Consider the following 12,708-nt stretch of genomic DNA (forward strand, 5'->3'; position numbering starts at 1 on the left):
TGAAAAGGAAAAGTTATGGAAAAACTATTAAACATATTTGTCGAATCGATCTTTATTAACAACATGATATTCGCATACTTTCTTGGTATGTGTTCATATCTGGCTGTTTCTAAGAGTGTTAAAACTGCAAATGGTCTTGGACTGGCAGTTATATTCGTATTAACCATTACCGTTCCTGTTAACTATCTTCTGGAAAACTATGTGTTAAAGGAAGGAGCACTTTCCTGGTTAAGTGATTCATTTGCAGGACTGGATCTGAGCTTCCTCAGCTTTATTATGTTTATCGCCGTGATAGCTTCGATGGTTCAGTTGGTTGAAATGGTGGTGGAAAAATTTGCTCCGACTCTGTATTCCTCCCTGGGGATCTTTCTACCGTTGATTGCTGTGAACTGTGCCATCCTTGGTGGCTCCCTGTTTATGCAGGAAAGGAATTACAGCAACATTGCAGAAGCCACAACATTTGGTTTCGGTAGTGGTATCGGTTGGTGGCTTGCCATTGTTGGTATTGCGGCAATTCGTGAGAAAATAAGATATTCAGATATCCCCGCTCCGTTGAAAGGACTCGGCATTACGTTTATCGTCACCGGTCTGATGGGAATGGCTTTTATGGGATTCATGGGTATTAAACTTTAATAACAGCGATAAAAATTAAAGATATGGTGTTTTTAGCTGGTCAGGTAGTTACAATCGCAATAAGCATTACTATGTTTTTGCTTGTTATCCTTATACTTGTATCTATTCTGCTTTATGCCAAAAAGAAGTTGATTCCTTCAGGAAGTGTTAATATCGACATTAACAAAGGTGGTACAGTTCTTGAAGTTGATCAGGGTCAGACCTTACTGTCAGCCTTAACTAACAGTAATATCTTTCTTCCTTCTGCCTGCGGTGGCGGTGGTACATGCGGTATGTGTCGTGCACAGGTTGATTCGGGTGCGGGAACTATTCTTCCTACGGAGGTGGATTTCTTTACCCGGAAAGAACAGAATGAAAACTGGCGTTTGTCTTGTCAGATTAAGGTGAAAGATAACATTGAGATGCGCATTCCACAGGAGGTAATGGGAATTAAAAAGTGGGAATGCACTGTGGTATCCAATAATAATGTGGCCACATTTATTAAGGAGTTCGTGGTTAAATTACCTGAAGGTGAAATTCTGGAATTCAAATCCGGAGGTTATATTCAGATTGACGTACCTAAGATAGAGGTCGATTTTAAAAATATTGAAATTGGTGATAAGTGGAAAAGTGAATGGGAAGATCTTGGGATTTTCAACCTCAAAATGAATAACCCTGAACCAACATACAGAGCTTATTCGATGGCTAACCACCCTGCTGAAGGAAATATTATCATGCTGAATATCCGTATAGCAACTCCACCATGGGACAGGGAAAAAGGAACATTCATGGATGTGAATCCGGGTGTGTGCTCCTCATTTATATTCTCACGTAAACCAGGTGATAAGGTGACCATTTCCGGTCCTTACGGAGAATTCTTTATTAAGGAAACAGAACGGGAAATGATGTTTATCGGAGGTGGTGCCGGTATGGCGCCAATGCGTTCACATCTGTTCCACCTGTTTAAGACGGCTAAGACAGGACGTCGGGTAACGTTTTGGTATGGTGCCCGGTCACTTAAAGAGGTATTTTATAAGGAAGAGTTTGATGAAATTCAAAAGGATTTCCCGAATTTCGAATGGCATCTTGCACTTTCTGAGCCAAAACCGGAAGATAACTGGAAAGGTCCGGTCGGATTTATTCACCAGGTGATTCTTAATAACTATCTTGAGAATCATGAGGAGCCTGAAGATATCGAATATTATCTCTGTGGTCCTCCGCTAATGAATAGCGCGGTAACTAAAATGTTGTACGATCTGGGTGTTCCGGATGAAATGGTAGCGTTCGACGATTTCGGATCATAAATCTTGGTGATCTGAATGATAAAAATAGGGGAAGCGAAAGCTTCCCTTTTTTTATGCCTTTTATGCATGTTTCGTATATGCCCCAACAGATTAACCCCCAATGATGGAGGGAAACGGCATATTATATACGTATAGATATTTATGGAAAAGGCCTGATTCAGGCCATCGTCAGGAGGTAGAAAAATCCAAGGGAGGCACCGGCAAGGATAACAATCAAAATGTATTCAAAAATAGTGAGCCACATTAATTGCTTCTTTTTGTCAAGTGCGGAAAAAGATTCTTTTATTCTTTTTAGCATTTTAGAAATGTCTTCGTTCAATATGCAAATATGCATATAATTATTTGTATACAATATAACTATTTGCAATTAATACTATCAAAATATTGATATAAGGGAATGGATTTAACCATTATGACACTGCATTTAACTTGTTTGATATGCAATAGTTAGTTTATTAATGCCTTATGTCTTTGGAATTATGAAATCGTTTTCAGATTATGTGTCTGTTTGTAGAATCCGGACTCTTATTTACACCATGTTATCGCTTAATCTGTTAAAACATTGTTTATATCAAAGAATGCCACTTTTTGCAATTTCAGGTTAAATTTGCTCTATTTGCTTAGATAGGGTATTTCTATTCGATTTATAAGCCAAAACATCGTTTTTATGAGTGCTGCACAATATTCTGAGGAAACAATTCGGACACTTGACTGGAAGGAACATATCAGGTTAAGGCCCGGTATGTATATTGGTAAGCTGGGGGATGGCAACTATGCTGACGATGGAATTTATGTTTTGCTAAAAGAAGTAATGGATAATTCCATTGATGAGTTTATGATGGGCAATGGTTCTGTAATCGAAGTGGATATATCGGATGATGGAAGAGTATCTGTGAGAGACTACGGACGTGGTGTGCCACTTGGTAAAGTTATTGATGTCGCTTCTAAAATGAATACCGGTGCCAAGTATGACTCCAAGGTATTTAAGAAGTCGGTTGGTCTGAATGGCGTTGGTATCAAGGCAGTGAATGCACTGTCCGGGTACTTTTTTATCCAATCGTTCAGGGAAGGTCAGTCAAAACCGGCAGAGTTTCTTAAAGGCGAGCTCGATCAGGATATCCCGGTTCAGCCAACAGATGAAAAAAACGGTACACTTGTTATTTTTGAACCGGATGAGCAGATTTTTAACGGCTACCGTTATCAGTACGAACACATCGAAGCACTGATTAAGAATTACGTATACCTTAATATGGGGCTGACCGTTGTATTTAACGGAAGAAAATACAGTTCAAAAAATGGTTTACTGGATCTCCTGAACGATAATATGACCTCACCGGGACTTTATCCGATAATACACCTGAAGGGAGATGACATTGAAATTGCAATGACCCATGGTAACCAGTATGGAGAGGAGTACTATACGTTCGTTAACGGACAACATACGACACAGGGAGGAACCCATCAGATAGCATTCCGTGAGGCTGTAGGCAGAACAATCAGAGAGTTTTACAATAAGAATTTTGACCTTGCTGATATGCGGAACGGGTTGATCGCAGCCATCAGTATAAAAGTCGAGGAACCGGTATTTGAGAGTCAGACCAAAACCAAACTGGGTTCAAAAGATATGGGACCTGAAGGTCCGACTGTGCGACAGTTTGTTAATGATTTTCTGAAAAAGGAACTGGATAACTTTCTGCATAAAAATCAGCCAACGGCGGATGGATTACTCAAAAAAATTCTGGAATCCGAAAAAGAGCGGAAGGCCATTGCCGGTGTAACAAAAATAGCCCGCGAGAGAGCAAAAAAAGCAAATTTACACAACCGGAAACTTCGGGATTGCAGAATACACCTCAACGATGAGAAAAAAGGTGATGAAATACAGGATTCAATGATTTTCATTACTGAGGGTGATTCAGCCAGCGGATCCATAACAAAGGCAAGAAATGTACAGACTCAGGCTGTTTTCAGTCTTAGAGGTAAACCCTTAAACTCATATGGACTGACCAAAAAAGTGGTATACGAAAATGAAGAGTTTAATCTCCTTCAATCGGCACTAAATATTGAGGATGGTCTGGAAGGGCTGCGCTACGATAAAGTGGTTATTGCAACAGATGCCGATGTTGACGGAATGCACATCAGACTTTTATTGATTACCTTCTTTTTGCAGTTTTTTCCTGAATTGGTTAGAAAAGGTCATGTCTATATTTTACAAACACCGCTTTTCAGAGTAAGAAATAAGAAAGAAACCATTTACTGTTACTCTGATGAGGAAAAAGTGGCAGCAATTAATAAGCTTGGTCCTGATCCTGAAATTACGCGCTTTAAAGGTCTGGGTGAAATCTCTCCGGATGAATTCAAACATTTCATCAATATCGATAATATGCGGATCGATCGCGTGCGCATGAAAAAAGAGGATCAGGTTGGTGATCTTCTAACCTTTTATATGGGTAAGAATACTTCAGAAAGACAGAATTTTATTATTGATAACCTCATTACAAATCTTGACGAGATAGAATAGCATTTATGGCAGATGATATTGATAATATAGAAAACCAGGATGATGACATAAACACGGATGAAAACCAGAACGGAAATGATGAACATCATATCCATCTGGCCACCGATGGTCCTGCGCATCTTTCGGGAATGTACCAGGAGTGGTTTCTGGATTATGCCAGTTATGTAATTCTTGAGCGTGCTGTCCCCCACATAAACGATGGTCTGAAACCGGTACAGCGCCGTATCCTCCATTCCATGAAAAGGATGGATGATGGTCGTTATAACAAGGTAGCAAATGTAATCGGACATACCATGCAGTTTCATCCGCATGGAGATGCATCAATTGGAGATGCATTGGTTCAGTTGGGACAGAAAGAGCTGTTGATTGATACACAGGGAAACTGGGGAAATGTTTTCACAGGCGATAACGCTGCGGCCCCCCGGTACATAGAAGCGAGGTTGTCAAAGTTTGCACTGGATGTTGTATTCAGTCCCAAAGTAACAGAATGGAAACCTTCATATGACGGGCGTAATAAGGAACCTGTTACCTTGCCGGTTAAATTCCCGTTGTTATTGGCACAGGGTGTTGAAGGTATTGCCGTAGGGCTGGCCTCAAAAATACTGCCACATAACTTCAATGAGTTAATTGATGCTGCCATAGCATACCTGAAGGATGAGGATTTTGAAATATATCCCGATTTTCAGACCGGAGGATATATTGATGTGTCGAGATATAATGACGGCCTTAGAGGTGGTGCTGTCAAGGTGAGAGCTAAAATATCGAAGGTTGATAACCGGACACTTCTGATACAGGATATACCCTATGGGAAAAATACGTCCACACTGATTGAATCCATCCTTAAGGCCAACGAAAAGGGAAAGATTAAGATTAAAAAGGTTGACGATAATACCGCCGAGAACGTCGAAATACTGGTTCATCTGGCCTCAGGAACTTCTTCAGATAAGACCATCGATGCACTGTATGCTTTTACCGATTGTGAGTTGAGTATTTCACCAAACTGCTGTGTAATTGAAGATAATAAGCCACGTTTTCTGGGCGTGAGCGAGGTGCTCAGGTCAAATGTGGATCACACAAAAGATGTCTTACTGAAGGAACTGGAGGTAAAAAAACACGAGCTCGAAGAATCATGGCACATGCTTTCTCTTGAAAAGATCTTTATTGAGGAGAGAATTTATAAGGACAAGGGATACGAGAATGCTAAAGACAAAGAAGCTGCTGTTACTCACATCGATAAGCGTCTTGAACCGTTTAAGGAGAAGTTTATCAGGGAAATCACGACAGAGGATATTGAGCACCTGTTTGAAATTAAAATGGGCCGTATCCTTAAGTTCAACGCTGATAAGGCAGCCGACCGTCTTCTTGCTATAGAGGAAGAGATAAAAGCCGTAGAGCGCGACATTGAAAATATTGTCGGATTTACCATCGACTGGTTCAAACGGATAAAGGATAAATACGGAAAAAACTTCAAACGTAAAACTGAAATAAGAAGTTTTGAAAATATTGAGGCAACCAAGGTTGTTGTTGCAAACGAAAAGCTTTACGTTAATTACAGCGAAGGATTTATCGGGATGGCATTAAAAAAGGATGAGTTTGTTTGCAACTGTTCTGACATTGACGATATTATCATCTTTTTTAAAGATGGCAGATATCTTGTCACTAAAGTTCAGGAAAAACAATTCGTAGGTAAGGATATTCTTCATGTTGCCGTCTTTAAACGCAATGATAAACGAACAACGTATAATGTGATTTACCGGGATGGAAGATCCGGAAATTACATGAAAAAGCGTTTTAATGTTACCAGCATTACGCGGGATAAGGAATATGACCTGACCCGTGGAACAAAGGGATCACGGATCCTTTATTTCAGTGCCAATCCTAATGGAGAGGCAGAGGTGGTTAAAGTGATGCTGAAGCCAAAACCAAGGTTGAGGAGTCTGGTATTTGAAATGGACTTTAGCGAACTGGATATCAAAGGCAGAAATGCGGCCGGTAATATTTTAACCAAGAACGATGTTCATAAAATTTCGCTGAAAGAAAAGGGTGTATCAACACTCGGAGGACGGAATATCTATTTCGACCATGATGTTAACCGTCTCAACTCAGACAAGCGGGGCCAGTACCTTGGCGAGTTTCTGGGAGAGGATCTCATTCTGGTTGTCACAAAATCGGGTGAGTACTATAATACCAATTTCGATCTTTCCAACCATTATGATGATGAAATTATGGTTGTGGAGAAATTCAGAGAAGACAAAATATGGTCTGTAGCCTTGTGGGATGCTGATCAGGGATTCTACTATTTCAAACGGTTTACCTTTGAACAGTCCATGAAAAAGCAATCCTTTATTGGTGAAAACGAAGCCTCAAAACTTATACTTCTGACCGATGACAAATATCCGCAGTTTATTGTGTCATTTGGAGGCAGGGATGCCGATAAGGAAGATCTTATTGTTGATGTAGAGGAATTTATAGGGGTAAAAAGCTTCAGGGCCAAAGGTAAAAGGGCAACGACCAATACTGTCTCAAAAATAAAACAGGGAGAGTCATTGCAGAAGGATCCTGAAGAAGATGATAACGATAATGATGACCCTGAGCCGGATGACTATTCAAGCGATGACGGTGAAGGGCAAATGTCACTTTTTTAAAAAATGATCAGGGTATATTTAATCGGCTTTATGGCAAGTGGAAAATCATATTTAAGCAGGGTGTTATCTGCTGAAATGGATGTTCCGTTAATAGATATGGACAAGTACATTGAGGAAAAGAATTTCATGTCTGTCCCAGAACTGTTCAGCACGTATGGTGAGAATGTATTTCGTGAAAGAGAAAGAAAAGCCCTGGAGGATCTGTCGGTTATGGAGGATGTGATTATAGCTACCGGTGGTGGAGCACCATGTTTTTTTAACAATATTCAGGTAATGAATGATACCGGTGTGACGCTTTATATTAAAGTTCCTGAAGAGGTTATTGTAGAACGATTACTTAATTCTAAACATAAGAGACCGTTGGCAGATGGTAAGTCCAGGGAGGAGCTCACTGAATTTGTTTCACAAAAAATTGCCGAACGTGAGCCCTTTTATTCTCAGGCTAAAGCTGTGATAAATCCTCTTGAACAGCCGCTTGATGAAATTATCAGTTTAATAAAAAAACTGGCCTAGTTTTTCTGTATCACCTGCAACAGCATATAGACTGTCAAACTTTTTACTTATAAAATCTTCTGAAAAAAAGCGATCAAACTGTTTGTAAAGATCAGAATAGAACTGATGCGGGTCATAAAAAACAATTGGTTTGTTATGGTAGCCCAACTGCCGGAGTACAATTTCCTCAATAATCTCGTCCAGAGTGCCAAAGCTGCCTGGCAGGGCAATATACCCGTCCCCGGTCTGGCGCATGATCTCTTTACGTTCCTTCATATCCACAACTTCAATAACCTGATCAGCCAGAGAGGTGGTCAGGCCCATGTCAATAATCTTTTGCGGAATAACACCGATCAGTTCACCTGCAGGATTTTCAGCCTTAAAACTTCTTGCTACTTCTTCCATAAGTCCAACACTTGCACCACCATATATAATGGAATGTCCGTTTTTCGCCACCCAGCTTCCCAACTCACTGGCAACCTGAAAGTACTTTTCCGGAATATGATTGCTGGATGAACAGTATACACAAATTTTCATGATGTTTTTTTGTCTAAGTCAAAAAGGCTAACTTTATGCCAGCCTTTACAACACAATAATACTTAAAATATGGATTGGCTCAAAGGGAATAGGATCAAACTACGTGCATTGGAACCTTCAGATATTGACAATCTGTACAAATGGGAAAATGACAGTGAGCTTTGGCATGTAAGTGATACGGTAACGCCATATTCAAGGTATTTACTGAAAGAGTATATTGAGTCCGCGCCAAAAGATATATATGAGAACAGGCAGTTACGCCTGGTGATTGATGCAGATATTGATGGTGAAACCTGCTCCGTGGGTGCAATAGATCTTTTTGAATACGATCCTTATCATAACCGGGCTGCAATCGGCATATTTATCGATAAGAAATATCAGCATCAGGGCTTGGGGCTGGAAGCAATGGAGGTGATTAAAAACTATTCGTTTTCCTATCTTCACCTTAAATTGCTGTACTGCCATGTGGGAGCCGATAATCCGGCGAGCGTCGCTTTTTTTAAGAAAGCAGGATTTCAGGTTTGTGGTCAGCTGAACCAATGGCTGAAAGGTGCTAACGGATATGTAGATAGTTATGTACTCCAGTGCATTAATCCCGATGTTTAATCCAGAATACATATGAAAATTGTTATTGATGATAAAATTCCTTTTATAAAAGGAGTTTTTGAACCGTATGCCGATGTGGTATATGCAGGTGGTGCCGCAATTGATGCCGCTATGGTCAGTGATGCCGATGCTCTTGTTATAAGAACAAGGACCAAATGTAACGCCGCGCTGCTGAAAGATTCATCCGTAAAATTTATTGCAACAGCAACAATAGGACATGACCATATTGATAAGAACTTTTGCCGGGAGAATGGGATAAAATGGACTAATGCTCCGGGCTGCAATTCAGGATCTGTTATGCAATATATTGCTTCAGTACTGGCCGTTTTACAACTCCGGAATGGGATGGATATTAAGAACCAGACTATTGGTATTGTTGGAGTGGGGAATGTTGGATCAAAGGTTGAAAAACTTTGTCGTAATCTGGGAATGGATGTTTTGCTGTGCGATCCGCCAAGACAGGAGAAGGAGGGTGGTGATTTTATAAGCTTTGAAACAATACTTGAAAAGGCCGGCATTATCACATTCCATGTTCCGCTGGATAATGAATCAAAATATCCTACTTTTCATATGCTTAACGATTCAACATGCCGAAAACTGAAAAACAGACCGGTGGTAATAAATTCAAGCCGTGGAGAAGTGTTCAGTACAGAAGCAGTGAAAAGAGCGTTGAATGAAGAGCTAATATCAAAACTTATCCTGGATGTATGGGAAGAAGAGCCTGATATTGATATGGATTTGTTAAATGAAGTTCTGATTGGTACACCGCATATTGCAGGTTATTCTGCAGATGGAAAGGCTAACGGTACCTCTATGAGTGTGATTGCCATCAGTGAGTTTTTTAATTTGCCTCTCAGGAATTGGTATCCTGATGATGTTCCTGGTGTTGATCCGGGAGAACTGGAATTAAAAGGGAATAATGTTTTCGAGTTGTTTTTACAGACATACGATGTGGAAGTTGATTCAGACCGGTTGAAATATGAACCTGAAAAATTCGAGTATTTCAGGGGCAGTTATCCGTTAAGACGGGAGTTTGGTTTTTTTACAGTTAATGTGAAAAACAACACGCCGGAGCTGAACAGTAAAATCAGAAATTTTGGCTTCTCCGTCTGATCCGGTTTTATATGCGTTTCTTCACCAGTTCAAGTATATCAAAAACTGCAGGACAGGTAAAACTGTTCCGGACGGTTATGTTTTTTATCTGAACCATGTTGGTTCTTTCTGTATGGGGATATTCTCTGCAGGCTTTCGGCCTTGATTCATAGATCATGCAATAATTGTCATGCATTAAAAAAGGGCAGGGCATTGATTTAAATACCATATCCCCGTCTTCATCTGTTTTAAGGTATTGTTCAGTTATAGCGGCCGGTTTTAATTTTAATGCTTTCGCCATTTTATCTACGTCACGGTCAGTAATTCTGGGGCCAAGGTTTTTGCAGCAGTTTGCGCATTCAAGGCAGTCTGTATAATTAAATACTTCATCATGAGCCTGGTGGATCAGATTATCCAGTAATCTCTTTTGCTTCCCGGAAAATTTTTTAAAGAATGATTTATTCTCCTGTTCTTTATTCTGTGCCAGTATTTTAAGCTGTTTCAGCTTTTCTTCCATGTTTTCCTCTAAATTTTATCTGTGATAGAAACAGTCCTGAGATAACCACAAGAATACCTGCAGTTTTTTGTATGGTGAGGGATTCATTCAGAATAAAGAAAGCTAAAAACGCTGTGATTACAGGGATAAGGTTAACAAATGTATTGGACAATGTAACTCCAATGTTTTTAACCGAGTTCGTGAAAAAAATGAATGCAAAGACAGATGAGAATACCGTAAGGCCACCCAGAGCTAATAAGGGTCTTAAATGAAACGTTGTGTGAACAGTATCGTTGAAATCAAGCACAAAGAAAAAAGGTAAAAACATTAAAAAACCGAACAGGTTCTGGTAGGCAAGTATGGTTGTGTTGGTATAATGTGCAGTAAGTTTACGCAGAAAGATCGGGAAAAAAGTGGCAGAAATTACTGCTACCAGCATAAGCAGTGTTCCTTTCAGTGAAAATGCGGTGCCGCTTCCCTGATTGTATTCCATTATGAATATGCCACTCAGAGAGATGATAATTCCAATAAAGATTGTTGGTTTTATTCTTTCCTTTAACAGATAATAGCTGGCTATGGGGGTAAATAATGGAATAGTGGAAATAATTACTGCCCCGTATGTTGATGAGACGATTTTCATTCCATGACTTTCACCCATAAAGTAAAGGAAGGGTTCAAAAAAGGCCATGAGAAGAAAATATTTCAGATCGGCAGCTTTTATTGGTTGTATTTTTTTCAGAAGAATACCAACGATAAAAAAAATAAGGGCTGCTCCGGCTACCCTGAAGGTGATGAGATTGATCGGTTGAAAATCCTCATATGCAATTTTTACCCAAACAAAAGATAAGGCCCAGCAGATCATTGCCAGTACGATGGGATAGTATTTTTTAATTGCATTCATGTGGCTGCAAATGTAGCTGAATTTAAACAACTTTGAAATGGAATATTTTCATTAACATTTATCATTTTTCTGTGAATTGGGTAAATTTACATTTGAAAAAAAACAACGTATGATTGTATATAAATTTGGCGGCGCTTCAGTTAAAGATGCCGATGGCGTTAAAAACCTGAAATCAATTGTGAATGCCTGTGAAGAAAACCTGGTAGTAGTAGTCTCTGCAATGGGCAAAATGACAAATGCTCTTGAGAAAGTAGTGGATGCTTTCTTTGCAGGAGAGTCCACAACGGATTTAAAATCAGAAATATTTGATTTTCATAAAAATATAATCAGCGGGCTGTTTGATGACGATTATTTGCCGGAACACTTTATGATGCTGTGGAGTCATTTTGAGAATGAATTAGCAAAGGTTCCATCTCTGGATTTTGATTTTGACTATGACCGGCTGGTTTCGTTCGGCGAATTGTTCTCTACATCCATTGTGTCTGACTATCTGAATGCACAAGGCACAAAAAATTACTGGATGGATGCCCGTCAGATTTTAAGGACCTCGAATAATTTCAGGGAAGCAAAGATTTTGTGGGATACATCCATGGATATTGCCCGAAAGCATTTTACCTTTTCCGATACAGGTCGTTATGTGACACAGGGCTTTATTGGCTCTACCCTAAATAATCAGACAACTACACTGGGAAGGGAAGGTTCTGATTTTACTGCAGCAACATTGGCTTATTTGCTTGATGCAGTATCGGTTACAATATGGAAAGATGTCCCGGGAGTTTTAAATGCTGATCCCAGATGGTTCAAGGACGCTGAATTAATTCCTGAAATATCATATAAGGAAGCCACCGAATTGACATTTTTTGGTGCTCAGATTATACATCCGAAAACGCTTAAACCATTACAAAATAAACAGATTCCTATGTTTGTGAAGTCGTTTTATGAACCTTCACTCCCGGGAACAAAGGTTTTTGATGAGGCACTTTTTTTTGATTTACCTATTTATATAAGAAAAGAAAATCAGGCCTTAATTACTATTTATCCTTCTGATTTCTCATTTATCGTCGAAGACAATATCAGGGATGTGTTTGATATTTTTACCCGTTACAGGGTGAAGGTGAACCTGATGCAGAATTCCGCCCTTAGCTTTTCTGTGTGTATTAATTACGATAAACGCAGGTTTGATGATATGATGCATGAACTGAAAGAAGAGTTTAAGGTGGTTTATAACATGGATGTAGAACTGCTGACTATTCGTAATTTTGCTTCGTCAAAAGCCATTGATATGACCGTGAATCGTAAGATTTATGTTGAACAGAAAACACGAAATACGGCAAGCTATGTTTTAGCGTGAATTTTATAAATATATTATCTGATAGATATTCAGCATTTTAACATTTGAAGTAAAAAATATTTTTAAAATATCTTCAAAAAAGTTTGGATAATAGGGATAAAGATTGCTTTCTTTGCAGCCGCTTTTGGAAGGGGTAGAGGCCCTGGAATAGATG

At 39.4% G+C, this 12,708-nt stretch carries 11 protein-coding genes; 8 read left to right on the forward strand and 3 right to left on the reverse strand.

The features are described 5' to 3' along the window. Nucleotides 1-15: 15 nt before the first annotated feature. The 5 genes from nqrE (at nt 16) to ACE1EF_RS19480 (ending at nt 7,592) form a co-directional block, all read left to right on the forward strand. Nucleotides 16-633: an NADH:ubiquinone reductase (Na(+)-transporting) subunit E gene (nqrE, locus tag ACE1EF_RS19460; protein ID WP_375722378.1), complete on the forward strand. Its 618-nt coding sequence runs from the start codon at nt 16-18 to the stop codon at nt 631-633. Nucleotides 634-656: 23 nt separating this feature from the next. Next, on the forward strand, nt 657-1,916 hold the full coding sequence (nqrF, locus tag ACE1EF_RS19465; protein ID WP_375722379.1) for an NADH:ubiquinone reductase (Na(+)-transporting) subunit F: 1,260 nt from the start codon (nt 657-659) through the stop codon (nt 1,914-1,916). Nucleotides 1,917-2,583: 667 nt separating this feature from the next. Then, the gene (locus ACE1EF_RS19470; protein ID WP_375722380.1) at nt 2,584-4,434 is read left to right on the forward strand and encodes a DNA topoisomerase IV subunit B; all 1,851 of its coding nucleotides are present in this window, start codon (nt 2,584-2,586) and stop codon (nt 4,432-4,434) included. A 5-nt stretch (nt 4,435-4,439) separates the two neighbouring features. Next, nucleotides 4,440-7,079, forward strand: coding sequence for a DNA gyrase/topoisomerase IV subunit A (locus ACE1EF_RS19475; protein WP_375722381.1), 2,640 nt, complete (start codon nt 4,440-4,442; stop codon nt 7,077-7,079). Nucleotides 7,080-7,082: 3 nt separating this feature from the next. Continuing rightward, a complete protein-coding gene (locus ACE1EF_RS19480) occupies nt 7,083-7,592 on the forward strand; it encodes a shikimate kinase (protein WP_375722382.1) in 510 nt (169 codons plus the stop codon). Here the strand turns inward: ACE1EF_RS19480 and ACE1EF_RS19485 are convergent. Beyond that, nucleotides 7,572-8,108 (reverse strand): LOG family protein, encoded by a 537-nt coding sequence (locus ACE1EF_RS19485; RefSeq protein WP_375722383.1) that lies wholly within the window; start codon nt 8,106-8,108, stop codon nt 7,572-7,574. The genes ACE1EF_RS19480 and ACE1EF_RS19485 overlap by 21 nt on opposite strands. Nucleotides 8,109-8,177: 69 nt before the next feature. Between ACE1EF_RS19485 and ACE1EF_RS19490 the strand changes: the two genes are divergently transcribed. Together ACE1EF_RS19490 and pdxB are read left to right on the forward strand one after the other, a co-directional pair. Then, nucleotides 8,178-8,714 (forward strand): GNAT family N-acetyltransferase, encoded by a 537-nt coding sequence (locus ACE1EF_RS19490; protein ID WP_375722384.1) that lies wholly within the window; start codon nt 8,178-8,180, stop codon nt 8,712-8,714. Between the two features lie 12 nt (nt 8,715-8,726). Continuing rightward, a complete protein-coding gene (pdxB, locus tag ACE1EF_RS19495) occupies nt 8,727-9,827 on the forward strand; it encodes a 4-phosphoerythronate dehydrogenase PdxB (protein ID WP_375722385.1) in 1,101 nt (366 codons plus the stop codon). A gap of 7 nt (nt 9,828-9,834) precedes the next feature. On the opposite strand, the gene ACE1EF_RS19500 is transcribed toward pdxB, so the two are convergent. Next, nucleotides 9,835-10,323 carry a YkgJ family cysteine cluster protein gene (locus ACE1EF_RS19500; RefSeq protein WP_375722386.1) on the reverse strand — a complete coding sequence of 163 codons (489 nt, stop codon included), beginning with the start codon at nt 10,321-10,323 and terminating at the stop codon, nt 9,835-9,837. Continuing rightward, complete coding sequence (locus ACE1EF_RS19505) at nt 10,298-11,203, reverse strand: DMT family transporter (protein ID WP_375722387.1); 906 nt, start codon at nt 11,201-11,203, stop codon at nt 10,298-10,300. Before ACE1EF_RS19505 ends, ACE1EF_RS19500 begins: the two co-directional genes overlap by 26 nt. A 109-nt stretch (nt 11,204-11,312) precedes the next feature. Here ACE1EF_RS19505 and ACE1EF_RS19510 point away from each other — a divergent pair, with 109 nt between their 5' ends. Continuing rightward, nucleotides 11,313-12,554: an aspartate kinase gene (locus tag ACE1EF_RS19510; protein ID WP_375722388.1), complete on the forward strand. Its 1,242-nt coding sequence runs from the start codon at nt 11,313-11,315 to the stop codon at nt 12,552-12,554. Nucleotides 12,555-12,708: the final 154 nt, after the last annotated feature.

This window comes from Quyinboa sediminis, from assembly GCF_042219855.1.
Classification (GTDB): Bacteria; Bacteroidota; Bacteroidia; order Bacteroidales; family UBA5342; genus JBHJHP01.